Origin of the sequence: Nonomuraea sp. NPDC049655 (assembly GCF_044465465.1) — a bacterium.
Classification (GTDB): domain Bacteria; phylum Actinomycetota; class Actinomycetes; order Streptosporangiales; family Streptosporangiaceae; genus Nonomuraea.
Genome location: NZ_JBITLS010000014.1, coordinates 69,354 through 92,735, shown reverse-complemented (window position 1 = coordinate 92,735; position 23,382 = coordinate 69,354). Strand labels below are relative to the sequence as shown.

Genomic DNA, 23,382 nt, shown 5'->3' with positions numbered 1-23,382 from the left:
TACTCAAGGCGGGCGTACCGTCACGACTGGGGCGTCAGGTGGGCATCGAGGCCGGTGATCCGCAGCAGGCGCTTCATGTTCGGCGGGACGTTGGCCAGCCGCAGGCTGGTGTGCCGGCGGGCGGCCTGGTTGTGCAGGGAGACCAGGATGCCGAGCCCGGCCGCGTCGATGAAGGACAGGCCGCCCACCTCGATCACCACCGACATGTCCGGCCGCCGCGCCCGCCCGGCCTCCTCCAGCACGCCGAGCAGGTGGCCGCGGACGGCCTCGGTGGTGGCGATGTCGAGCTCGCCGCTCAGGGAGACGGTCACGGTCGTGTCGTGGCGGCTGGTGGTCAGGTGAAGAGAATCCATGTCGGCTCCCCGCTGTTGGTCCGGGCGGAGGAAGGTGGTGCTGACTACGGGGACCCGCCCCTGGCCGAAGGCGCCGGATGCGATGATCGTCACGCAGCGCTACGGTCTGTTTCCGAAGAGGAGTGTACATGCCCTCCTGTCCGGGCTCGCGGAGCAGGCCCCCTCCGTGCGAAGAGCCCGCGGCGACCGGCGCCACGGGCGTTGCGGGCGGGGGCGTACTGCCCGGTAACGTCTCGTTCCACCTGATCTACTGACATAGAGGAGCGTGACGTGCCCCCCGTCATCCTTTCCGCCGCCGGTTCGGCCCTGGTGCTCGACGACTCCGGTCCCGGGCTGCCGCGGGTGCGGCACTACGGCGCCGACCTCGGGGCGGTCGCCGGAGCCGACCTGGCGCCCGCCCTGCTGTCGCTGACCCCCGCGCCGGCGCTGCTGCCCGGCCAGGACGAGTCCTGGTTCGGCCGGCCGGGTCTGTCCGGTGACCGGGCCGGTGAGCACTGGCCGGTGCGCTGGAGCGCCGAGAGCGTCGAGACGGCGGCCGAGCCGGGCGCGGGCGGCCGCGTCACCGTCGCCGCCGTGGACGCCGAGGCGGGGTTGCGGCTGCTCAGCGAGCTGGTGATGGACGCCTCCGGCGTCGTCATGATGCGGCACACGGTGACCAACACCGCCGCCTCGCCGTACCGGCTGCAGGGGCTGACGTGCGCGCTGCCGCTGCCCGCCAGGGCCGGGGAGCTGCTGGACTTCACCGGACGGTGGGCGCTGGAGAAGGTGCCGCAGCGCAGGGAGTTCGGGCAGGGGGTGTGGTCGCGGGAGAGCCGCCGCGGCCGGACCGGGCACGACGCGACCGGCCTGCTCGTGGCCGGCACGCCCGGTTTCGGGTTCCGCTCCGGCGAGGTGTGGGCCGTGCACGCCGGCTGGAGCGGCGGCCACGTCCACTACGCCGAACGGCTCGTCGAGGGGCAGGCCGTGCTGGCCGCCGGCGAACTGCTCGAACCCGGCGAGATCACCCTCGCCCAGGACGGCGCCTACACCACCCCGTGGGTCTACTTCACCTGGTCCGGCAGCGGCCTGGACGAGGCCGCCGGCCGCCTGCACGACCACCTGCGCGCCGCCCGGCCGCTCCCGGTCCGCCCGGTCACCCTGAACAACTGGGAGGCCACCTACTTCGACCACGGCCTCGACCGGCTGCGCGAGCTGGCCGACAAGGCGGCCGCCGCCGGCGTCGAACGGTTCGTGCTCGACGACGGCTGGTTCCGCCACCGCCGCCACGACCGCGCCGGGCTCGGCGACTGGTACGTCGACGAGGACGTGTGGCCCGGCGGCCTGCACCCGCTGGCCGAGCACGTACGCGAGCTGGGCCTGCAGTTCGGCCTGTGGTTCGAGCCCGAGATGGTCAACCCCGACTCCGACCTGGCCCGCGCCCACCCCGACTGGATCCTCGCCCGCGCCGCCCGTCCGCCCGCGCTCTGGCGCAACCAGCAGGTGCTCGACCTGGCCCGGCCCGAGGTCTACGACTACCTCCTCGACCGCCTGGACACGCTGACCCGCGAGTACGCGCTGGACTACATCAAGTGGGACCACAACCGCGACCTGGCCGAGCCCGTCCACGACGGGACGCCCGGCGTGCACGCGCAGACGGCCGCGGTCTACCGGCTGATCGACGAGCTGCGCCGCCGCCACCCCGGGCTGGAGATCGAGTCGTGCTCGTCGGGCGGCGCGCGCATCGACTACGGCGTCCTGGCCCGCACCGACCGCGTGTGGGCCTCCGACAGCAACGACGCCCTCGACCGGCAGGCCATCCAGCGCTGGACCGGGCTGCTGGTCCCGCCGGACCGCATGGGCTGCCACGTCGGCGCGCCCCACGACCACATCACCGGCCGCGCGCTGCCGCTCGCCTTCCGGGCGGCGACCGCGATGTTCGGCCACATGGGCGTGGAGTGGGACCTGACCTCGGCGAGTCCGCAGGAACTGGAGGAGCTGGGCGTCTGGATCGCGCTGCACAAGCGGCTGCGGCCGGTGCTGCACGCCGGGCGGGTCGTGCGGGCCGACCATCCCGACCCCTCGACGCTGGTGCACGGGGTCGTGCTGCCCGAACGGGCCGTGTTCGCCTGCGTCCAGCTCACCAGCCGCGTCACCGTCAGCCCCGAACCGTTGCGGCTGCCGGGGCTCGACCCGGCCGCGCTGTACGAGGTGCGCGCCGCGGGGCCGCTGCCGGAGGGCGCGGGGCTGCCGCAGTGGGTGTTCGCGCCGGCCCGGCTGCCGGGGGCGGCGCTGGCCGAGCTGGGGCTGCCGGGGCCCGCGCTGCGTCCGGCCTCGGCACTGGTCTTCGAGGTCGAACGGGTGGCAGGGGGCCGGCAGAGCTAGCCGCTCGACCGCCGTACCCCGGCGGTCAGTGGGTGGCCGGGCGCCAGGGGGCGTCGGCGGGGGAGGGGCGCCAGGCTGCCCAGTCGATGCGGATCCGGTCCGGCCGGGCCGGATCCACCTTCACGGGCAGCACCGCGCCCGGGACCACCAGGCCCATGGGGATGCGCGGCAGCGTCTGACGGTGGGCGACCCGGTAGGCGGGGCCCTCGTGCGGCTGCACCACCAGCCCGAAGCTGACGACGGGCTGGTCGTTGACGGACATGTGGGTGTCGGCCATCGACTCCACCACGGCCTGCGCGGGAATCCCGGTCGCCAGGAGTCGCTGGCCGTTCCTCGCCATGATCAGGAACGGCACGCCGACCGCGGCCGTGATCAGCGTCGTCCCGGCGGTGATCGCCACAGCCAGCAAGATTCCCGTGGTCACTGTGCTTCCCCAGTTCTGTCCTCCGCCCGGCGTCCGGGCGGCTCGTTCCGTCTGATCTCGAAGGACTTTCTAGCCGGGACGGCTTGACCGCCGCTTGATCGCCGGTTGCAAGATCCCGGCGTCGACCTGGTTTATTTCACAGGTAAAACACCTGGGTAACCTTTTGGGGATGAGCAGAGCCCTCCGACCCCGTGCCCGATCCCTGCTGACCCCTGCCTCGCCTTCGCCTTCGCTGGGGCCCTCATCGCGGTCTCCGGTGGGGGCGTCGGCGGGGTGGCGGGCGCGGCTGCCTGTGCGTGCGGCGCTGCGGCTGGGGCCCGTCGGTGACATCTGGCACAAACCCGCCCTCAGCGCCGTCGTGGCCCTCGCCGTCCCGCTGCTCGCCCTTCTGTGGGCCGGACGGCTCGACCTCGTGCCCTACGCCGCCGCCGGCTCGATGTGCGCCTTGTACGGTCACGGCCTGCCGTACGCGGCCCGTGCCAGGGCGCTGGCCTGGGTGGTGCTGGGAATGACGTCCGGCACGGCGGTCGCGCTGGTCGCCTCGGCCCTCACCGGCTCGGTCGCCGTCCGGGTGGCGGTGGCCGCCCTGTTGGCCGGGTTGCACAAGGCGGTCTGCGACGCCACCCGGATCGGGCCGCCGGGGAACGTCGTGCTCACGTTCGTCGCCGCCGGCGCGGTGTTCGTCCCGCAGGAACTGGGCGACGTGCCGGCCCACGTCGGCCTCGGGCTGCTCGGCGGGCTCCTCGCCTGGACGGTCGGCATGGCCCCCGTCCTCCTCCGCCCCGACGGCCCCGAACGCATCGCCGTCGCCCGCGCCCTCGAATCCACCGCCCACCTCCTGCGTACGACCCCCGAGCCCCGCACCCTCCCGCAGACGCGCGCCCTCCCCGAGCCCCGCGCTCTCTTCGAGCCCCGCGCTCTCTTCGAGCCTCGCGCTCTTCCCGAGACATGCACTCTCCCCGAGGCTCGCGTTCTCCTGGAAGGACGCAGCCTCCTCAGCACCCGCAGCCTCCCCGGCGCCCGTGGCCTCGTCGATGGGCGTGCTCTCTCCGGCATCCGCGGCCTCTTCGAGGGGTGCGGTCTCTCCGAGACCTGCGACCTCTCGGAGGCCCGCGACGTCCTTGAGGGGCGCGAGGCCGCCGCGGTCCACCAGGCGCGCCATGCCGCTGCGGCGGCGGTCAACGCCGCCTGGCAGACGCTGTTGCGCTCCGGCGTCCCTGCTCGGCGCCGTGACGCGCTGGCCCGGCTGCTGGTCCGCGCCGAGTCGGCCGCCGTTGGGATTGTCGGGGAGACCGGTCCGGGCGCTGCGAGGACTCCGGGCCTTCCGGGTCTTCGGATCCTTCCGGGTGTTCCTGGCGCTCCTGGCGCTCCTGGCCCTCCGGGTGTTCCGGGTGTGCCCGGTGTTTCGCGGGTTCGGGCGCTTCCTGGGGCTGCGGCTTCCGGTGCGGTGCGGCGGGTCACCTCCAGAGAGCTCGCCGGCTGGGCCCGCGACCTGCGCAAAGGGCGCCCGCTGCCGTCCCCGCGCGAGCTCGCGCTCCCTGCGGATGAGTGGGCCGAACTCGAAGGCGTCGCGGCTGGACGGGACGAGTCCGCGATGACCGAAGCGGACAGGCCGGGACGTGCGGCAGCGGCTGGCCGAGTGCGGCGTGGGGCGGCGGGCGGCGGGGTGCGTGGATCGGGCGAGGGAGTCCGGCGTGGGACAGGGGGTGGCGTCGTGCGGGTGGTGGGCGAGGTGGTGAGGCGGTGGCGGGTTGTCGGGATGGTGTCCGCCGGGGCCGCTGTGGCCGGGTGGGGGTCGATGGCGTTGGGGGTGGGCAGGCCGTACTGGGCGGTGGTGACGGCGGCGGCCGTGTTCGCGGCCAACACCACCCTCTCCTGGAGCCGCGCGATCCAGCGTGTCGTCGGCAACCTGCTGGGCGTCGGGCTGTTCCCCCTGGTCGCCCCCGTGACCCGGCTGGGCGCGGTGGCGCTCGTCATGGCCGTGCTGGCGTTGCAGTTCGCGACGGAGGCGGCCATCACGCGCAACTACTGGCTGGGAAGCGTCTTCGTCACGCCGATGGCCATCCTCATGGGGGAGTTCGCCGGGACGCGGCCCGTGGCCGAGCTCGTGGCCGATCGCTGGCTGGACACGTGTCTCGGCGCGGTGGCGGGGTTGCTGGCCTGCGTGCTGGTGCCGGACCGGAGGGCGGCCAGGCGCGTACGGGCGGGGCTCGTACGTCTGGAACGGATGCTGGCCGGGACGCCGGAACCGGGGGACCGCGACCGGCTCCGCGCGGCGCTGGTGGAGGTCCGCGAAGCGGCCGACGTCGCTTCGGGCGAGTGGTGGACCGGGGCGCTGCCCCATGAGCGCATCGCCGCCGCCGAGCGCGCCGGCCACCGCAGACTCGCCACCCTGTACGCGTGATCGTTCAACCCGGGGCCGGAGCGGCGCCGTCGGCGCGTACGATCGGAGCCACCGGAAGATCGGCACGATGAGAGGAACGAGCACGTGGAGGACGCCGTCGCGAAGGCGTTGCGGCAATGGCGGCAGGTCCTTCCCGACGCCGACCTCGACACGATCGCCGTCATCGGCAGGCTCAACCGCTGCGCCGCGCTCCTGCAGCAGGCCGCCGACGCCCCGCTCGGGCGCGCCGGGGTGAGCCGCCCCGAGTACGACCTGCTGTGCGCCCTGCTCAGGGTCGGCGGCGAGCTGACGCCGGGCAGGCTGGCCCGCGAGACGTTCGCCTCGGGAGCGGCGGTGACCAAGCGGGTCAGGCGGCTGGAGGAGATCGGCCTGGTCGCCCGGCGGGTGGACGAGCGAGACCGGCGCGTCGCCCACCTCTCGCTGACCGGACGCGGCAGGGAGCTGATCCTGCGCCTGCTGCCCGAGCAGCTCGACTACGAGACCGAGCTGCTGGAAGGGCTTCCCCGCGACCGCGAACGCCAGCTCGCCGACCTGCTGGCCGAACTGCTGCTCGTCCTGGAGGGCCGCCTCGGCGGCCTGCTCGGCTGAGCGCCCGCCACCTCAAGCACCCCCATCGCCGCACGGCGTGCCCGCCGACGGGCGGCCCGGGAGCGGACCGGGGAGCGCGGCCCCCGGGAGTGCCGCCCCAGGAGCGCGGCCCAAGGAGTGCGGTTCGGGTGGCGGACGGATGGAGGAGGCGGGGAGCGGGGTTAGGGTGGCCGCGTGCATATCGACGAATGGCTGCAAGCGATCCCCGCCGCCTGGTTGTGCGCGATGGTCGCGCTCGTGATCGGCCTGGAGAGCCTCGGCATCCCGCTGCCCGGCGAGATCGTGCTGGTCAGCGCCGCCATTCTGTCCGCCAAGGGCGTGGTCAGCCCGGTCGCCGTCGGCGTGTGCGCGAGCGCGGGGGCGATCGTGGGCGACTCCGCCGGCTACGCCATCGGACGCAAGGGCGGCCGCCGGCTGTTCGAACGGCTGGGCCGCCGCTTCCCCCGCCACTTCGGCCCCCGTCACGTCGCCAAGGCCGAGAACTACTTCCACCGGTACGGCGTCTGGGCCGTGTTCGTCGGCCGCTTCATCGCGCTGCTGCGCATCCTGGCCGGGCCGCTGGCGGGGGCGCTGCGCATGCCGTACTGGCGGTTCGCCGTGGCGAACGTGCTGGGCGGCATCGTGTGGGCGGGCGGCACCACCGCGGTGATCTACTATCTCGGCATGGTGGCCGAGAAGTGGCTGAAGGGCTTCTCCTGGGTCGGGCTCGGGGTGGCCGTGCTGTTCGGCATCGGCACCACGCTCTATCTCAAGCGCCGCGCGGCCTCAGCGCTCGATGAGGGTGACCTCGAGGGAGTAGTGCGAGGCCCGATAGACGTGTGAGCCGTGCTCGACGGCCCGGCCCTGGTCGTCGTACGTCGTCCTGATCATGGTGAGCAGCGGCGCGCCGCGGCGCTCGTCGAGCAGCTTGGCCTCGATCTGGCCGGCGGCGCGGGCCCCGATGCGCTGGTTGGCCACCCGCATGCGCACGCCCGCGCCGCGCAGCAGCTCGTACAGGCCGCGGCCCTCCAGGTCGGCGGCCGAGAGCGGGGCCAGGCCCAGCGGCAGCCAGTTGTGCAGCACGGCGAGCGGCTCGCCGGCGGCGAAGCGCAGGCGTTCGAGGTAGAGGATCTCGGTGCCGGGCTCGACGCCCAGGATGGCCGCCTTGTCCTCCTCGACCGGGCGCGGCTCCAGCGCGAGCACCTGCGTGGCCGGCTCCTGGCCCGAGCGGCGCAGGTCGTCGTAGAGGCTGGTCAGCTCGACCGAGCGCTTGACCTGGCCGTGCACCACCTGCGTGCCGACGCCGCGCTTGCGCACCAGCAGGCCCTTGTCCACGAGGTATTGGATCGCCTGGCGGATCGTCGGCCTGGACAGGCCGAGCTTGTCGGCGAGCAGGATCTCGTTGTCCAGCCGGGAGCCGGGCGCCAGGTCGCCGCGCCGGATCGCCTCGGCGATCTGCTCGGCCACCTGGAAGTAGAGCGGCACAGGGCTGGATCGGTCCAGGTCGATGGCCAGGTTCGGGGTCATGCTGATCAGCCTAACCGAGGTCAGAATGTCAAGACAAATAGCGAGTGGCGAGCAGCGCGGGCAGCCCGGCGAGCGAGGTGAGGCGGGGGAACCCGGCCGGCGCCGCCTCGACTCCGAGCCGGTCGAGCCACACCGAGGGCATGCCGGCCGCCGCCGGGCCGCGTACGTCGTTGTCGAGGTCGTCGCCCACCAGGAGCACCTGCTCGGGCGGCAGCCCGAGGGCCCGCGCGGCGGCGGCGTAGCAGGCGGCGGACGGCTTGAAGTGCCCGCCCAGGCACTCGCCGGTCAGCACCGGGCCCACGTCGAGGCCGAGCGCCCGGATCTTGGCCTCCTGCACGCCCTGTGACCCGTTGGTCAGGACGCCCAGCGTGTAGCCGCGCAGCCCGGCCAGCGCCGGGGCCACGTCGGGGTAGGCGGCCCAGCCGCGCCGGTAGTGGTCGGTGTAGCCGGCGAAGGCGGCCTCCAGGTCGGCGGGCGCCTCCACGGACAGCTCCCGGCACAGGGCGCGCACCCGGCGGCGGCGCTGCTCCTGCCAGGAGCACTCGCCAGCCTGCCAGGCGGCCAGGTGGGGGATCTCCAGCGCCGCCCACAGCGAGGCGACCTCGGGCAGGCGGGGATGGCCGGGGGCCAGCTCCGACGCCCACGCGGTGATCGCGGCGTCGGCCGCGCCGCGATGGTCGAGCAGAGTGCCGTCGAGGTCGAACAGGATGCCCTTGATGGTGCCGCTCACCCGGCGAGCATATCGGCGGCGACGCGGGCGGCCGTCTCGCGCGGCGGGTAGCCCAGGGTGAGGCCGCGCACCGAGCGCGGCGCGGCGGCGAAGCGCGCCTCGGCGTCCTCGCCCAGCACGTAGGCCAGGGCGGGGGACAGGCCGCGATGCGACTCCAGCGCCGCCACCTCGGCCGCGGCCCGGCCGGGGGGCAGGGCCTCGTGGTAGTCGGCGATCAGGGAGTCGAGGTCGAAGAGCCGCTCGTAGGGCTCGGTGGTGCCGGCCACGACCCGGACGGCCGCGCCTTCGGTGCGCGCCCGGTAGACCAGGCCGGTGCCGCCGCTCTTGGCGAACCAGCGCAGCGCCTCCTCGGCGGGCAGGGTGAAGGTGCCGTACGGCTTGCGCCCGTACAGCAGGGCCTCGGCGATCCAGCGGTCGCACCAGTGCTCGTCGCGGTAGGGCGTCGGCGACCCCGGGTCGCAGCTCAGGCCCTGGGCCAGCACCGGGTTCCAGGCCGAGACCAGCGGGCTGCTGAAACGCGGCATGCGGGGGCCCAGGCAGCGGCTCAGCGCGTAGCCGTACCAGACGGTGACGACCTCGGTGCGTCGCTTGGGACGCCTGCGCTCGTAGGCGCCGTTCATCACCTGGCCGTCGGGGTGGCGCCAGGGGCCGGGTTCGGTGGCCTGGTCTGTGGGGACCCGGGGGGTGCGGTAGTCGGGATTGAGCGTCCACACGTCCGCCACAGTGTCGGCTCCTTCGGCGTCGGGGTCGCGGCAAGACCATCAGAGTGACTCATCGTGCAACACCCGTCACGGTGAATCAATGAACCGGGGGTGAACGATGATGTTTGTCATCAGTGGTGCTTGCGGTACTCGCCCGCCTGCCGGATGTGGTCGATCATGACGCGCTCCGCGGCGTCGGCGTCGCCCGCCTCCAGCGCGGCCAGCAGCCGCTCGTGCGCCTGGAGCTGCCGCCCGACCTGCTCCGGGTCGAGCCACAGCGACGCCTCGGCGGGCACCGGGACGCCGTTGCGCACCGACCTGGCGTGGGCGCCGAGGAAGGCCGGGCCGCCGATGTCGACGATGCGCAGGTGGAGGCGGCTGCTCTGGTCGGCCAGCCGGTCGTGCCTGCCCTGCTCGGCGTCGGCGGCCATCTCGCGGTGCAGGTCGCGCAGCCCGGCGAGGTCGTCGGCGGTGATCCGGGCGGCGGCCAGCCGCGCCCCCAGGCCCTCGACGACCGCGCGCAGCCCGTAGTACTCGGCCAGGGCGTCGTCGCCGAGGTCGATGACGGTCGCGCCGTGGTGGGCCTCGTAGCTGATCAGCCGGTCCTTCTCCAGCCGGCGCAGCGCCTCGCGCACGGGGGTGACCGAGACGCCGAGCCGCCGGGCGACGGCCCCGGCGCGCAGGGCGGTGCCGCCCGGGATGCGGCCGCCGCGGATCTCGTCCAGCAGCACGCTGTAGACGTAGTCGGCCTTGCTCATGGGCGGCATGGGAGGCGTCGGCTCGCTGGCTGTCATGTCCCCAGTCTCTCGCACGGCCGGTCGCGGCTATAAATTATTTCTTATAACTTACAAACTATGACAAGTCTGGCCGACCTGCGGGTCATCGACGCGGCGACGCTGTTCGCCGGTCCCTCCGCCGCGATGATGCTCGGCGACTTCGGCGCCGACGTGATCAAGATCGAGCACCCCCGCCGCGGCGACCCCTCGCGCGGCCACGGCGCCTCGGTGGACGGCGTCGGCCTGTGGTGGAAGTCGTTGTCCCGCAACAAGCGCACCGCCGCCGTCGACCTCTCCCGCGCCGAGGGCCAGGAGATCCTGCGCCGCCTGGCCGAGCGCTCCGACGTGCTGATCGAGAACTTCCGTCCCGGCACCCTGGAACGCTGGAACCTGGCCCCCGAGGACCTGCTCAAGGCCAACCCGCGGCTGATCGTGGCCCGGATGACCGGCTTCGGGCAGATCGGCCCGATGGCCGGGCAGCCGGGGTTCGGGACGCTGGCCGAGGCCATGAGCGGGTTCGCGGCCATGACCGGCGAGCCGGACGGCCCCCCGACCCTGCCGCCGCTGGCCCTGGCCGACGGCATCGCCGGCCTGGCCATGTCGTACGCGATCATGGTGGCCCTGCACGCCCGCGCGGCGACCGGCCGCGGGCAGGTGATCGACCTGGCCATCATCGAGCCGATCCTGGGCCTGCTCGGGCCGCAGATGACCGCCTACAAGGCGCTCGGGGTGGTGCCGCGGCGCACCGGCAACCGGTCCAGCAGCAACGCCCCGCGCAACACCTACCGCACCCGCGACGGCCGCTGGGTGGCGATCTCCACCAGCGCCCAGCCCATCGCCGAGCGGGTCGTCACCCTCGTCGGGCGGCCGGACCTGGTCGAGCAGCCCTGGTTCGCCAGCGGTCACGGCCGCGTCCAGCACGTGGACGAGCTGGACGAGGCGGTCGCCACCTGGATCGCCGCCCGCGACGCCGACGAGGTGATCGCCCGCTTCGAGGAGGCCCAGGCCGCCGTCGCCCCCATCTACGACGTCACCGACCTGGCGACCGACCCGCAGTACGCCGCGCTCGGCACGTTCGTCGAGCTGCCGGACGCGGAGCTGGGCACGGTCACCCTGCAGAACGTGCTGTTCCGCCTGTCGGAGACGCCCGGCGAGATCCGCTGGCCCGGCCGCCCGCTCGGCCACGACACCGACGAGGTGCTCGGCGAGCTGGACTACCCGGCCGAGACCGTCGCGGCCCTGCGCGAGGCCGGGGTGATCGCGTGAACGCCCCCGTCACCTGGCTGTACGTGCCCGGCGACCGTCCCGAGCGCTTCGCCAAGGCCGCCGCCTCGGGCGCCGACGTCGTCATCATCGACCTGGAGGACGCGGTCGCGCCCGCCGCCAAGGACGCCGCCCGCGCCCACGCCGTCGCCTACCTGCGCGGGCCCAGGCAGGCCGGGCCGCGCATCCACGTCCGGGTGAACGACGTGACGACCGCGCGCGGCCTGGACGACCTGGCGGCCGTGGGCGAGCTGGCCGACGCCGTACGGCTGCCCAAGGTCGAGTCGGCCGCCGCGCTGGACGCCCTGCCCGGCATGGCCCCCCTGTACGCGCTGCTGGAGTCGGCGGCCGGGATCGTCGAGGCCCGCGCCGTGGCCGCGCACCCGCGGGTGGCCGGCGTGGCGCTGGGCGAGCAGGACCTGGCCGCCGAGCTGTCCCTCACCGACGAGACCGCCATGAACCACCTCAGGCTGCAGGTCGTCCTGGCCGCCGCGGCCGCGGGCCTGCCGCCGGTGCCCATGTCGGTCTACCCCGACATCAAGGACGAGGACGGGCTCCTCGCCTCCTGCCGGGCCGGCCGCGCGCTCGGCCTGTTCGGCAGGACCGCCATCCACCCCGCGCAGCTCCCGGCCATCCGCCGGGCCTTCCGCCCCACCGAGGAGGAGACGGCCAGGGCCGCCGAGATCGTCGAGGCGGCCGAGCGGGCGGGCTCGGGCGCGGGGGCGGTGGCCCTGCCCGACGGCCGCTTCGTGGACGCCCCGGTCCTCGCCAGGGCCCGCCGCGTGCTGGACCTGGCCCGCCGGCTCGCCCCCGCGGACCGGCCAGGACCCGGTTAACGCGACGGGTACCAGCGGACCTGCAGCTCCTCGTCCGCCGGGGCCGGGCCGGGCAGGTCGCGGTGGGCGGGCGGCACCCGCAGCGAGTCCATCATCAGCGTCAGGTAGCGGTGGCGGAGCTGGGAGGTGCGCTCCTCGTCGCCGAGCTTGATCGAGGCGATCTGCTCGAACAGCAGCGCGATGTCGGCCACCGTGACGTCGGCCCGCAGCACGCCCGCCTCGACCGCCCGGCGGTGCAGCCGGGCGGCCAGGTCGCCGGCGCGGACGGCGTCGTGGTAGAGCTCCTCCGTCGGCTGGAAGGTGCCGGCCAGCTTGATCGTCAGGGAGTTGGTGTCGGCGTCCACGATGCCGCGCAGGTAGGAGGCGAACGCCTCCCAGGGGTCGCCCTCGTCGTCCATCGCCCGCTGGGCCACGGCGGCGTAGAGCTTCAGCCCGTCGCCGCACAACTTCTGCAGCAACGCCTCCTTGCTGGGGTAGCGGCGGTAGAGCGCGCTGATCCCGACGCCCGCCTTCTCGGCCACGGCCGCGATGGGGGCGCCCGGATCGGCGGTGAAGACCGCCCTGGCCGCCTGGAGGATCAGCTCGTCGTTGCGGGCGGCCTGCGCCTTGCGGCCGCTCATGGGTGCGCTGGTCATGCCTGCAGCATACGGGAACGAAAGATTCCGTTCTACTTCCGACGAAGATCGGAGCGCTGGTCCGTATGTCTATACAAAGAGATCACATTGCGGTAGAACCAGGCTAGCCCGTTGGTCTTGGAGGTATTCGATGAGACGTACCCCGATCGTGCTGGCGCTGGCCGGCGTACTCGCCCTGACCAGCTGTTCCTCCTCCGCCGAGCAGGGCGCGCAGAGCGCCGCGCCCGGCTCGGCCGCCGCCCCGGCGGCCGGCGGCGGCAGCTTCGCCGTCATCACCCACGGCGGCGCCGGGGACGCCTTCTGGGACGTGGTCAAGAACGGCGCCGAGGCCGCCGGCAAGCAGTACGGCGTCAAGGTCACCTACCAGGGCGACGGCGACCCCGCCAAGCAGTCGCAGCTCATCGACCAGGCCGTCGCGGAGAAGGTGGACGGCCTCGTCGTCTCCATGGCCAACCCCGACGCGCTCAAGGAGGCCGTCGGCAAGGCCGTCGCGGCGAAGATCCCGGTCGTCACCATCAACTCCGGGGCCGACTCCTCCAAGGCGTTCGGCGCCCTCACCCACGTCGGCCAGTCCGAGGACGTGGCCGGGCGCGGCGCCGGCGAGCAGCTCAAGGCCGCGGGCGTCACCAAGCTGCTGTGCGTCGTGCACGAGGCCGGCAACGTCGGCCTCGACCAGCGCTGCAAGGGCGCCGAGCAGACCCTGGGCGGCACGGTCGAGCGCCTGCAGGTGGACGTCGCCAACCTGGCCGATGTCACCTCCAAGGTCACCGCCAAGCTGCAGTCGGACAAGCAGGTCAACGGCGTGCTCGCGCTCAACCCGGCGGTCGCCGTGGCGGCCAGGGACGCGATCAAGGACTCGGGGTCGCAGGCCAGGCTCGCCACCTTCGACCTGTCGGGCGACGTGGTCGCCGCGATCAAGGACGGCGAGATCCTGTTCGCCGTCGACCAGCAGCAGTACCTGCAGGGCTACCTGCCGATCACGTTCCTGAAGCTGTACAAGGACAACCTCAACACCGTCGGCGGCGGGCTGCCGGTCAACACCGGGCCCGGGTTCGTCACCAAGGACAACGCCGAGCAGGTGGCCAAGCTGGCCGAGGCGGGCACCCGATGAGCGGCCGCCGGGACGCGGGCGGGGACGCGGCCGGGGACGCGGCCGGGCACGGGGAGGGCCGCCGATGACGGCCGCTCCCGCGCGGGCCGACGAGCGGGTCGCCCGCGTCGGCCTGGCCCGCCGCCTGATCGTGCGGCCCGAGCTCGGCGCCGTGGTGGGGCTGGTCGTGGTGTTCGCGTTCTTCGCCGCGCAGTCGGAGGTGTTCCGCTCGCCGGCCGGGATCGCCAACTGGCTCGACCCGGCCGCCACGCTCGGGATCATGGCGGTCGCGGTGGCGCTGCTCATGATCGGCGGCGAGTTCGACCTGTCGGCGGGCGTGCTGACCGGCACCAGCGGGCTGATCCTGGTCACGCTGGCCACCCGTTACGGGTTCGGCGTGTGGCCGGCGATGCTGGCCGGGCTGGTCGTGGCGCTCGCCGTGGGGTTCGCCAACGGCCTGGTGGTGACCCGGACGAAGCTGCCCAGCTTCATCGTCACGCTGGGCACGTTCCTCATGCTGCAGGGCGTCAACCTCGGCGTCACCAAGGCCGTCACCGGGACCGTGCAGGTCGGCGGGCTGCGCCGGGCGGCCGGGTTCGACGGCGCCAGCGCGCTCCTCGCGGGCACGATCCAGATCGGCGGCACGTCGTTCCGGGTGGCGATCCTGTGGTGGATCGCGATCACCGCGCTGGCCACATGGGTGCTCATGCGCTCCCGGCCGGGCAACTGGATCTTCGCCGTGGGTGGCGACGAGCAGGCCGCGCGGGCGGTCGGGGTGCCGGCGGCCCGGACGAAGATCGCGCTGTTCATGACCACGGCGGTGGCCGCCTGGCTGGTCGGCTCGATCCTGGCGCTGCGCTACACCTCCGTCCAGGCCAACATCGGCATCGGGCAGGAGTTCGTCTACATCATCGCGGCCGTCATCGGCGGCTGCCTGCTGACCGGCGGGTACGGCTCCGCCGTCGGCGCCTCCATCGGCGCGGTGATCTTCGGCATGGCCGACAAGGGCATCGTGTTCCTGGGCTGGGACGCCGACTGGTTCAAGTTCTTCCTCGGAGCCATGCTGCTGCTCGCCACGCTGGCCAACCGGATGGTCCGGCGCTACGCCGAGGAGGTGCGGCATTGATCCTGCAGACCCGCGACATCGGCAAGACGTTCGGCTCGGTGCTGGCCCTGCGTGGGGTGTCGATGGGCGTGGAGGCGGGCTCGGTCACCTGCGTGCTCGGCGACAACGGGGCCGGCAAGTCCACGCTCATCAAGATCCTGGCCGGGGTGCACCAGCACGACACGGGGACGTACCTGGTGGACGGCGCCGAGGTGCGCTTCACCGGCCCGCGCGAGGCGCTCGACCGCGGCATCGCCACCGTCTACCAGGACCTGGCGATGATCCCGCTCATGTCGGTCTGGCGGAACTTCTTCCTCGGCTCAGAACCCCGCAAAGGACTCGCCTTCGACGTGGCCAGGGCCCGCCGGGTGGCGGCGGAGGAGCTGCGCGCCATGGGCATCGACATCCGGGACGTCGACCAGCCCGTCGGCACGCTGTCGGGCGGCGAGCGGCAGTCGGTCGCCATCGCCAGGGCCGTGCACTTCGGCGCGCGGGTCCTCATCCTGGACGAGCCCACCTCGGCGCTGGGCGTCAAGCAGGCGGGCGTGGTGCTGCGCTACATCGCCCGCGCCCGCGACCGGGGGCTCGGCGTGGTGTTCATCACCCACAACCCGCACCACGCCTACCCGGTCGGCGACCGGTTCCTGCTGCTCAACCGCGGGACCGGCATGGGCGAGTACGCCAAGTCCGACATCGGCAAGGACGAGCTGACCGCGCTGATGGCCGGCGGCGCGGAGCTGGCGGAGCTGGACCACGAGCTCCGGCGCGAATGAGCACCGCTTGATCGGAATTTGACGAAACCGGGCGATCGGATCGAGGTAGGCCAAGGCAGGAACCGGGTGGACCACACTGACGACCGGGGGCGGCCACCGTGACGACGATGATCAGCAAGCAGATCGTGCTGGAGAAGGCGGCGCGGGAGTTCGCCGACGCCAACGCCAAGCGGCCCTTCATCTACGAGCTGCCGCCCGAGCAGGGCCGCGAGGTCCTGGAGAAGCTGCAGTCCGACCCGGGCGTGCCCAAGCCGGAGATCGACGAGGAGTGGATCCAGGTCCAGGGCGGCCCGACGGGCATCGTGCCGGTGCGCATCGTCAAGCCCAAGGGCGCCACGGGCACGCTGCCGGTCATCTTCTACATCCACGGCGCGGGCTGGGTGTTCGGCTCGGCGCACACGCACGACCGGCTCGTGCGCGAGCTGGCCGTGCGGACCGGCGCCGCCGTCGTCTTCCCCGAGTACGACCGCGCGCCCGAGGCGAAGTACCCCACGCAGATCGAGCAGAACTACGCCGCCGCCCAGTGGGTGGCCGAGCACGGCGCGGAGAAGGGCCTGGACCCCTCCCGCATGGCCGTGGCCGGGGACTCGGTGGGCGGCAACATGTCGATCGTGCTCACGCTCATGGCCAAGGAGCGCGGTGACGTGCGGCTGCTCGGCCAGGTGCTGTTCTACCCCGTCACGGACGCGAACTTCGACACCGAGTCCTACAAGCAGTTCGCCACGGGCTACTACCTCAACCGGGACGGCATGAAGTGGTTCTGGGACCAGTACACGACAGATCCGGCGCAGCGCGCGGAGAGCCACGCCTCGCCGCTGCGCGCGAGCGACCAGGAGCTGCGCGGCCTGCCGCCGGCCCTGGTGCTGAACGGCCAGGCCGACGTCCTGCGGGACGAGGGCGAGGCGTACGCGGCCCGGCTGCGGGAGGCGGGCAACGACGTCACGGCGGTCGAGCTGGCGGGGATGGTGCACGACTTCGCCATGGTGGACCTGCTGCGCGACACCAACGCCAACAAGGCCGCCATGAGCCTGGCGGTGGCCAAGCTGCGCGAGTGGCTGAACGCCTGATCTACAACGTAAAGACGCCTGCGTTCCACGCTGCCCATACGGTGAGAAAGAACCATATTTCTCCACCAAGACGAAGGAGTACGGAAGCGTGGCACGCGACGCTGTCTGGGCCGTTATTACCGGCATGTACGACGCCTACGCGCGAGGCGACAGGCAGGGCATCGACCGGCTCCTCCACCCGGAGGCCACGATCTGGGACTCCGCCGAGCCCGGCCTGATCACCAGCAGGCGGCAGCTCGAAAGAGTGCGCGACGCGCGGCCGTCGGACGGCCCGGCGGAGACCTCCGTCCGGGCCATCGACGAGATCGTGGACGTGTGGGGCGACACCGCCCTGGCCCGGTACCTGCTGCAGGTGGACTTCGAGCACGGCGACCCCGAACTCGTCCGGACGACCAGCGTGCTGCGCCTGGTGGACGGCGAGTGGAAGATCGTCCACGTGCACGAGAACACGCTCAGCTCGTGCACCAGGCCGCACACGGACGACGCGCGCGCGGACACGCCCTGACGACCTGACCGGGCGCGGGCGTCGCGCGACGGCCCAGGGCAGGAACCCCGGCAGCGACCCGGCAGCGACCCGGCAGTGCGCCGCGCACAGCCGGGCCGGCTCCGGCCGGGCGTCGCGCACACCGAGGCGGAAGGGGGACGGCCCTATGGTGCGGCAATACTTCGCGCCCCCCTCCGAGGAGCTTGCATGACCGCCACCGACGCACCGACGCTCCCCATCGGGGCGGCGTTCGACCGGATGCCGTTCTCCCGCCGGCACGTGCTCATCGCGCTCGCCCTGTTCATCGCCTTCGTCATCGAGTCCTGGGAACAGCTAGCCCTGGTCTACGTCTCCGGCGACCTCGGGCCGGCGTTCGGCATCGACGAGGCCGGGATCGGCGTCGTGCTGTCGGCGGTGGCGTTCGGCATGATCCCCGGCGTGCTGGTCTGGGGGCCGCTCGCCGACCGCGTCGGGCGCCGGCCGACCGCGTTCTGGTCGCTGCTGGCCTACGGCGTGATCGCGCTCGCCTCGGCGTTCGCGCCGAACATGGCGACCCTGGTAGCGCTGCGCGTCTGCTCCGGGCTCGCGCTGGCCGGGGTCTACACGATCACCTTCCCGCTCTTCCTGGAACTGCTGCCGACCAGGCACCGGGGCCGGGCCGCGGTCTACCTGTCGATCGGCTGGCCCATCGGCATGCTGGCGGCGATCGCCGCCTCGGTGACGCTCGGCGGGCTCGGCTGGCACGTCGTGGTCATCGCCAGCGCGGCGGCCGGGCTGTGGGCGTTCGCGATCAGGGCGTGGGTGCCCGAGTCGCCGTACTGGCTGGCCGCCCGCGGACGGCAGGAGGAGGCGCGGGCCGTGCTGCGCGTCCTGGGCAGCCCCGACGCCGAGGCCACGTTCACGATGGCCGGCACGACCGCCGGAACGGCGGCGAGCGCGCGCGCCGGCCACCCCATGGACCTGTTCCGCGGCCGGCTGGCCCGGATCACCGTGCTCATGCTGCTGCTCAACTTCGTCTTCAACTGGGGCTACTGGGGGCTGCAGACCTGGCTGCCGACGCTGCTGCAGGCCAAGGGCCTGTCGCTGTCGGCCTCGCTCGGCTTCGCCGCGCTCAGCGCGCTGATGATGATCCCCGGTTACGTGAGCGCGTCCCTGCTGACCGGCCGGTTCGGCCGCAAGAAGGTCTTCCTGTTCTACGTCGTCGCCGCCGTGCTGGGCGGCCTGTGGTTCGCCACCGCGAGCAGCCTGACCGGCCTGTACCTGGGCAACTTCGTCCTGTCGTTCTTCAGCCTGGGCGCGTGGGGCGTCTGGAACACCTGGAACGGCGAGTTCTACCCGACCGCCCTGCGCGGCACCGGCTACTCCTGGGCCACGGCCTCCCAGCTCGTGGCCACCACGGTCGCGCCGTCGGCCGTGGGCGCGCTGCTGGCCCACGCCACCGGCTTCACCGCGACGATGCTGGTGATCAACGCGTTCATGGTGGCCACGGCGCTGCTGGCCATGCCGCTGCCCGAGACCGAAGGGCGCGAGCTGGAGTGATCCTCGGCGTCGCGCTGGACGGGCCGTCGCCGGCGGTGGTGGCCGTCGGCGACGGCGCGCCGCCGTCGCAGGCCGTACGCGCCTGCGTGGCGGTCGACCTCGACGGGATCCCCCGCGCGCCGGTGGCCGCGATCCGCGTCGGCGGACCGTGCCCGCCGGTGCTGCGGCCGGTCGCCGACCCGGGGGTGGCCACGATCGTGCGCGGCGGGCACAGCCTGACCGGCCGCCCGCTGGCGCCGCTGGACACCGGCGCGGTACGCGAGTTCGCCGCCGGCTGCGGCCTGGTCGACTTCGCGGTGACGGCGACCGGCTCGCCGATGCTGGCCGACCACGAGCTGGCGGTGGCCGCGATCATCGCCGCCGAGGTGCCCGCGGCCAGGATCACGCTGTCGTACGAGTTCGGCCGCCCCGGCCTGCGGGAACGCGAGGCGCACGCGATCCGGAACGCGGCGCTCGGCCCCGAGGCGGGCCGGATCGCCGACCAGGTGGCGCGGGAGCTGCCCGGGGTGCCGGTGTTCTTCGCCCGCACCGGCAGCGGCCTGGTGTCGGCGCACTACTTCCGCAGGTTCCCGCGGGCCTGCGACCGCGGCGGGACGACCAGCCTGCGCCGCGGCCGGGCCGCCCTGGCCACGGCGGACGTCCCGGCGCCGTTCCAGGTGATCGAGTCCGCGGGCGACGACCTGCTGGCCGCGGCCTACGGCGCGGCGCTCGCCCGTCCCGAGGCCCAGGTGGAGCGCATCGTGCAGGCCCGCGGCCGGGCCGAGCTGGACCGGGCGCTGCAGGACGCCAGGGACGAGGCCCTGACCCGCGTGGTCAGCGCCGGCGCCGCGCCCGGCTTCGCCCGGATCGCCGAGACCACCGTCAACCCGCTGTCCTACCTGCCCGACGGCTTCTACCGGGTGCGCGTCACGGCCGAAGGCGCGACGCCGTGACCCGGCTCGTCGGCCCCGAAGAGCTGCGCCGCTTCTCGGCGGGGTCTCGGCTGTTCGCGACGGGCGCGGGCGAGTCCTCCTACGGCCTCACCCTGGCCTGGGCGGAGTCGGTGCTCGGCGACGGCGTCGAGCTGGCCGCCGCGCACGAGCTGGACCCCGGGACGTTGTGCATGGTGGTCAGCCTGGTCGGGTCCACGACCGCGCTGGGCGAGCAGCTGCCCGCGGGCGACGAGCCCGTACGGGCGGTGCGGGCGCTGGAGCGGCGGCTGGGGGAGCGGGCCGGAGCCGTGGCGGCGCTCAACCTGGCGGCCGAGAACGCGCTGATCCCGCTGGTCGCCGCCGCGGCCCTGGGCGTGCCGCTGGTCGACGGCGACGGGACGGGCCGGGTGTTCCCGCTGGTGGAGCAGACGACGTACACACTGGGCGGGCTGAGCGCGTCCCCGCTGGCGCTGGCCGGGGCGTCGGGGGAGCTGGTGCTGCTGGAGACCGCGGGCGGCCGGGTGGAGGAGCTGCTGCGTCCCGTCGTGCTGGCGGTGGGCGGGTGGGCGGTGGCCGCCTGCTACCCGATGGCGGCGCGGGACCTGGCCCGGGTGCTGGTGCCGGGCACGGTCAGCCTGCTGCTGGCGGCCGGGGTGCCCGGCGCGCCGCGCTCGGCGGCCGCCCCGTACGGGGTGCGCACGCTGTGCGCGGGCCGCATCCTGGCCGTCGAGGGCAGCACGGGGCACGGCGCCGACGTGGCCATGCCCTCGCTGCCCTCCAGCATCGTGGTGCAGGAGACCGGCGGCCTGCGCAGGCTCGTCCGGCTGGAGGCGCACAACGAGATCGTGCTCGCCCTGGCCGACGGGGCGCCGGTGGCGATGGCGCCGGACCAGATCTGCATGATCTCGTCCGCGGACGGCCTGGTCGTGGACGTCGACAAGGCGGCGCCGGGCATGGAGGTGGAGGTCATGGTGGTCAAGGCCGCGCCGGTCTGGCACACGGACGCGGGGCTCGCGCTGGGCGGGCTGCGGGCGTTCGGGATCCCGTTCGAGCAGCGGGCGGAGTCGCCGTGAGCGGCCTGCGCGAGCCCGGCTGGGAGGCGCCGGTCACGGTGGCGGAGCTGGTCAACGCCGGCCCGCTGGCCGGGGCCAGGATGTACGGCAGCGGCGACAACCCCGTGCACCAGGTCCGCATCGTGGACGACCTGTCGGTGTTCGGCGCGGTGACGCCGCACACGGCGGTCGTGCTGATCGGCGCGGCGGCCGGCGGCGGCTGGGCGGTCGAGATGGCCATGCGCCGGGCCTGGGAGCAGGCGGCGGCCTGCGTGATCGCGCCGTCGGGCGGCCTGAGCGCCGGGTCGGGCGAGGTGCTGGCCGAACGGCTCGGCGTCACCCTGATCTTCGTGGACGAGGACCCGCTGATCGTCGCCGTCCGGGTGGCCTCGGCGGCCTCCAGGCCTGAGGCGGCCCGCACCCAGCTCGTCGCCCGCTGCGCGACCCGGCTGGCCGACGCGGGCCCCTCGGCGCGGCGGGTGCTCGGGGTGCTCAACGCCGAGCTGCCCGGCACGTCGGTGGCCTTCCTCGACCGGTACGGCCTGCACGTCGCCGGCCGCCAGAGCGCCACCCGCGCGCCGGGCGAGCACGAGCCGGCCCGGCCGCCGGGGTCCCGGTGGGCGGCCGAGGTCGAGGTGCCCGGCCAGGAGGGCCCGGCGCTCGGGACGCTGGTGGCCGCCGGCACGTCCCGCTCGCCCGGCTGGCCCGCGGTGGTGCGGACCGTGCTGGGCCTGGCGGTGGCCCCGCTGGCGGCGTGGGCGGCCCAGGAGCGCCTGCGCGCCTCGCGCGACTTCGCGCTGCAGTCGGCGCTGGCCCGGCGGCTGCTCGCGGCGGGCCGGCCGGCCCACGAACCGGCCGGCGACGGCGGCATCTGGCTGGAAGGGGCCCCGGCCGAGGCCGTGGCGCTGGGGTGGGGGGTGCGCGGCACGCTGACCGCCTACCACGTCCGCCCGATGGGGGCGCTGGCCGACGACGGGCCGCTGGTGCAGGCGCTGGTCACCGCGGCGCTGGGTCAGGTGCCTGTGCTGCGGCGCGGCGAGGGCTGGGCCGGGTGGTCGCCGGAGCCGCCCGGCGAGCTCGCCGAGCACCTGCGGCGCTGCGTGCACGGCATGCCCTGGCCGTGCGCGGCCGGGGTGGGCGCGGCGGTGGAGGGGCTGGAGGCGGTGGGGGAGTCGCTGCTCGGCGCCGAGGCGGCGGCGTTCGTGGCCGGCGCGGGCACGGTGGCCCGCGCCGACCGGATGGGACCGGCCGAGCTGCTCGGCGCGCTCCCGGCGGGGGTGCTGCGCGCGCCGGCGACCGTCGTGCTCCAGCCGCTGCTGGCCGTCGACAAGGACGGCACGCTGCTGGTGACGCTGGCCGCCGTCCTGGACGAGGGCGGCGCGCTCAAGGCCGCCGAACGCCTGGGCGTGCACCGCAACACGGTCACCACCCGCCTGGACCGCATCAAGGCCGCCGGCTTCGACCTGGACGACGCCGCCACCCGCCTGGCGCTGCAGCTCGCCTGCCACGTGCTGCTGCGCTGAGCCGGGCGGCGGCGTCGCCGGGTCAGTAGCCCCTGGTGAGGTGGACGCCCGCGCCGACCTTGCGCCGCTTCCCGACGCCGTCGAGGAGGTTGCCCGAGGAGGCGATCGACATCGACTCGCCCTCGCCCTTGGCCAGCAGGATGCCGGTCTCTTGCTTGGTGCCGTGGCCGACGACGGTGTTGCCGGTGATCGCGGCGTGGCCCGCGCCGTAGTTGACCGCGTCCAGCGCCAGGTAGACGAAGTCCACGCCGTCCGGGAGCGGGCCGGTCGCGGCGATCTTGCGCTCGGGCGGCGCCGCGCCGCTCTGGCGGGCCTTGCGCAGCTCGGCCAGCGCGTTGGGCGGCGGCAGGAACTTGTGCACGCGGTTGCCGGTGATCGTGGTGGCGGCATCGCCCTGCAGGTCGCAGCGGATGCCGTAGTACGTCTGGCCCGCCGTGCTCTCGGCGCCGAAGTCCTCGATGTAGTTGTCCTGGATCGAGGTGCCGAAGCAGCGGTGGGCGTCGATGGCGTTCTTCGGCGTCCCGTACAGGTGCAGGCCGCTCATCGTCCAGCCGGCCGCGTTGTCGCTCTGGATGGCGCTGGTGCCGCTGAAGCCGATCCAGGAGCGCTGCAGCGTCCAGTCGGTGACGGAGTTGCCGGGGTCGACGACGCGGATCCCGGCCTCGGCGGCGCCTTCGATGTAGACGTCGCTGATGACGCTGTTGACCATGGTGTTGCGCAGCGTCGTGCCGTTCCTGGACGGGTTGCTGATGCGGATGCCGTCGGACGGCGTGCCGTAGATGTCCACGTCGTAGACCCGGGTGTTCCACGAGCGCAGCAGCAGGCCGACCGTGCCGGTGTTGTGGTCGCGGTTGCCGTCGATGGTCAGCCGCTCGACCCGCACGCTCTCGCCGCTGAACTCGGTGTCCTCCAGCCAGCCCTTGGAGGCCAGCACGGCGGGCAGGTTGGCGCCGTCGGCCTGCTTGAGCACCGTGCCGGCCTTGGCGTCGCCCCGGTAGGTGCGCCGGTCGGCCAGGCTGATCGTGGCGTTGATCAGGCACGGCCCCTTGATGACGATCTCGTCGCCGTCCTTGGAGGAGTCGATGGCGGCCTGGATCGCCGCGGCGTCGCCGGGGGCGTCGGAGCAGGCGGCCTCCACCCTGGCGGCCGAGGCGGGCGCGGCCGGCGTCAGCACGGCGACGCCGGCCAGGCCCGCGGCGAGCGCGGCCGAGCCCGCGAGCAGGCGCGTTCGTAACGCAGTCATGAGAGTCCCCTCGTGAAG

At 74.0% G+C, this 23,382-nt stretch carries 23 protein-coding genes; 15 read left to right on the top strand and 8 right to left on the bottom strand.

Annotated elements, in window-relative coordinates:
- Window positions 1–20: 20 nt before the first annotated feature.
- Entirely contained in the window at window positions 21–353 is a 333-nt protein-coding gene (locus tag ACIBQ6_RS37855) for an STAS domain-containing protein (RefSeq protein WP_358299060.1), read from the bottom strand.
- 270 nt (window positions 354–623) lie between these two features.
- Between ACIBQ6_RS37855 and ACIBQ6_RS37850 the strand changes: the two genes are divergently transcribed.
- Entirely contained in the window at window positions 624–2,714 is a 2,091-nt protein-coding gene (locus tag ACIBQ6_RS37850) for an alpha-galactosidase (RefSeq protein ID WP_397217996.1), read from the top strand.
- Window positions 2,715–2,739: 25 nt separating this feature from the next.
- On the opposite strand, the gene ACIBQ6_RS37845 is transcribed toward ACIBQ6_RS37850, so the two are convergent.
- Entirely contained in the window at window positions 2,740–3,138 is a 399-nt protein-coding gene (locus tag ACIBQ6_RS37845) for a hypothetical protein (protein WP_397217994.1), read from the bottom strand.
- Between the two features lie 292 nt (window positions 3,139–3,430).
- On the opposite strand from ACIBQ6_RS37845, the gene ACIBQ6_RS37840 reads away from it, so the two are divergent.
- From ACIBQ6_RS37840 to ACIBQ6_RS37830, 3 genes are all read left to right on the top strand, one after another.
- On the top strand, window positions 3,431–5,542 hold the full coding sequence (locus ACIBQ6_RS37840) for an FUSC family protein (RefSeq protein ID WP_397217992.1): 2,112 nt from the start codon (window positions 3,431–3,433) through the stop codon (window positions 5,540–5,542).
- Between the two features lie 84 nt (window positions 5,543–5,626).
- Window positions 5,627–6,130 (top strand): MarR family transcriptional regulator, encoded by a 504-nt coding sequence (locus ACIBQ6_RS37835; protein WP_352364113.1) that lies wholly within the window; start codon window positions 5,627–5,629, stop codon window positions 6,128–6,130.
- A 174-nt stretch (window positions 6,131–6,304) separates the two neighbouring features.
- Complete coding sequence (locus ACIBQ6_RS37830) at window positions 6,305–6,952, top strand: DedA family protein (RefSeq protein ID WP_352324749.1); 648 nt, start codon at window positions 6,305–6,307, stop codon at window positions 6,950–6,952.
- Here the strand turns inward: ACIBQ6_RS37830 and ACIBQ6_RS37825 are convergent.
- The 4 genes from ACIBQ6_RS37825 to ACIBQ6_RS37810 form a co-directional block, all read right to left on the bottom strand.
- Window positions 6,896–7,636: a GntR family transcriptional regulator gene (locus tag ACIBQ6_RS37825; RefSeq protein ID WP_358299066.1), complete on the bottom strand. Its 741-nt coding sequence runs from the start codon at window positions 7,634–7,636 to the stop codon at window positions 6,896–6,898. The two genes, ACIBQ6_RS37830 and ACIBQ6_RS37825, sit on opposite strands and share 57 nt — an antisense overlap.
- 28 nt (window positions 7,637–7,664) lie before the next feature.
- A complete protein-coding gene (locus ACIBQ6_RS37820) occupies window positions 7,665–8,366 on the bottom strand; it encodes an HAD family hydrolase (RefSeq protein ID WP_358299068.1) in 702 nt (233 codons plus the stop codon).
- Entirely contained in the window at window positions 8,363–9,088 is a 726-nt protein-coding gene (locus ACIBQ6_RS37815; RefSeq protein ID WP_397217990.1) for a hypothetical protein, read from the bottom strand. The genes ACIBQ6_RS37820 and ACIBQ6_RS37815 overlap by 4 nt, the downstream gene beginning before the upstream one ends.
- Window positions 9,089–9,198: 110 nt before the next feature.
- Entirely contained in the window at window positions 9,199–9,861 is a 663-nt protein-coding gene (locus ACIBQ6_RS37810; protein WP_397217988.1) for a GntR family transcriptional regulator, read from the bottom strand.
- Window positions 9,862–9,921: 60 nt separating this feature from the next.
- Between ACIBQ6_RS37810 and ACIBQ6_RS37805 the strand changes: the two genes are divergently transcribed.
- Together ACIBQ6_RS37805 and ACIBQ6_RS37800 are read left to right on the top strand one after the other, a co-directional pair.
- Window positions 9,922–11,109: a CoA transferase gene (locus ACIBQ6_RS37805; RefSeq protein WP_358299074.1), complete on the top strand. Its 1,188-nt coding sequence runs from the start codon at window positions 9,922–9,924 to the stop codon at window positions 11,107–11,109.
- Window positions 11,106–11,942, top strand: a complete 837-nt coding sequence (locus ACIBQ6_RS37800) for an HpcH/HpaI aldolase/citrate lyase family protein (protein ID WP_397217986.1) — start codon at window positions 11,106–11,108, stop codon at window positions 11,940–11,942. The genes ACIBQ6_RS37805 and ACIBQ6_RS37800 overlap by 4 nt, the downstream gene beginning before the upstream one ends.
- On the opposite strand, the gene ACIBQ6_RS37795 is transcribed toward ACIBQ6_RS37800, so the two are convergent.
- Entirely contained in the window at window positions 11,939–12,577 is a 639-nt protein-coding gene (locus tag ACIBQ6_RS37795; RefSeq protein ID WP_358299078.1) for a TetR/AcrR family transcriptional regulator, read from the bottom strand. The genes ACIBQ6_RS37800 and ACIBQ6_RS37795 overlap by 4 nt on opposite strands.
- Window positions 12,578–12,707: 130 nt before the next feature.
- Between ACIBQ6_RS37795 and ACIBQ6_RS37790 the strand changes: the two genes are divergently transcribed.
- From ACIBQ6_RS37790 to ACIBQ6_RS37750, 9 genes are all read left to right on the top strand, one after another.
- Complete coding sequence (locus ACIBQ6_RS37790; RefSeq protein WP_358299080.1) at window positions 12,708–13,688, top strand: sugar ABC transporter substrate-binding protein; 981 nt, start codon at window positions 12,708–12,710, stop codon at window positions 13,686–13,688.
- Between the two features lie 64 nt (window positions 13,689–13,752).
- Window positions 13,753–14,793, top strand: coding sequence for an ABC transporter permease (locus ACIBQ6_RS37785; protein ID WP_387680308.1), 1,041 nt, complete (start codon window positions 13,753–13,755; stop codon window positions 14,791–14,793).
- Window positions 14,790–15,545, top strand: a complete 756-nt coding sequence (locus ACIBQ6_RS37780; RefSeq protein WP_358299085.1) for an ATP-binding cassette domain-containing protein — start codon at window positions 14,790–14,792, stop codon at window positions 15,543–15,545. The genes ACIBQ6_RS37785 and ACIBQ6_RS37780 overlap by 4 nt, the downstream gene beginning before the upstream one ends.
- Before the next feature lie 107 nt (window positions 15,546–15,652).
- Window positions 15,653–16,612: an alpha/beta hydrolase gene (locus ACIBQ6_RS37775; RefSeq protein WP_397217983.1), complete on the top strand. Its 960-nt coding sequence runs from the start codon at window positions 15,653–15,655 to the stop codon at window positions 16,610–16,612.
- Between the two features lie 88 nt (window positions 16,613–16,700).
- Window positions 16,701–17,117 (top strand): nuclear transport factor 2 family protein, encoded by a 417-nt coding sequence (locus tag ACIBQ6_RS37770; RefSeq protein WP_358299091.1) that lies wholly within the window; start codon window positions 16,701–16,703, stop codon window positions 17,115–17,117.
- 186 nt (window positions 17,118–17,303) lie between these two features.
- Window positions 17,304–18,635 carry an MFS transporter gene (locus ACIBQ6_RS37765; RefSeq protein WP_397217981.1) on the top strand — a complete coding sequence of 444 codons (1,332 nt, stop codon included), beginning with the start codon at window positions 17,304–17,306 and terminating at the stop codon, window positions 18,633–18,635.
- Window positions 18,632–19,567: a hypothetical protein gene (locus ACIBQ6_RS37760; protein ID WP_397217979.1), complete on the top strand. Its 936-nt coding sequence runs from the start codon at window positions 18,632–18,634 to the stop codon at window positions 19,565–19,567. The genes ACIBQ6_RS37765 and ACIBQ6_RS37760 overlap by 4 nt, the downstream gene beginning before the upstream one ends.
- Window positions 19,564–20,619 carry a DUF917 domain-containing protein gene (locus ACIBQ6_RS37755; protein ID WP_397217977.1) on the top strand — a complete coding sequence of 352 codons (1,056 nt, stop codon included), beginning with the start codon at window positions 19,564–19,566 and terminating at the stop codon, window positions 20,617–20,619. The genes ACIBQ6_RS37760 and ACIBQ6_RS37755 overlap by 4 nt, the downstream gene beginning before the upstream one ends.
- Window positions 20,616–22,121 (top strand): PucR family transcriptional regulator, encoded by a 1,506-nt coding sequence (locus tag ACIBQ6_RS37750; protein WP_387680322.1) that lies wholly within the window; start codon window positions 20,616–20,618, stop codon window positions 22,119–22,121. The genes ACIBQ6_RS37755 and ACIBQ6_RS37750 overlap by 4 nt, the downstream gene beginning before the upstream one ends.
- 22 nt (window positions 22,122–22,143) lie before the next feature.
- On the opposite strand, the gene ACIBQ6_RS37745 is transcribed toward ACIBQ6_RS37750, so the two are convergent.
- Window positions 22,144–23,364, bottom strand: coding sequence for a right-handed parallel beta-helix repeat-containing protein (locus tag ACIBQ6_RS37745; protein ID WP_387680324.1), 1,221 nt, complete (start codon window positions 23,362–23,364; stop codon window positions 22,144–22,146).
- Between the last annotated feature and the right edge of the window lie 18 nt (window positions 23,365–23,382).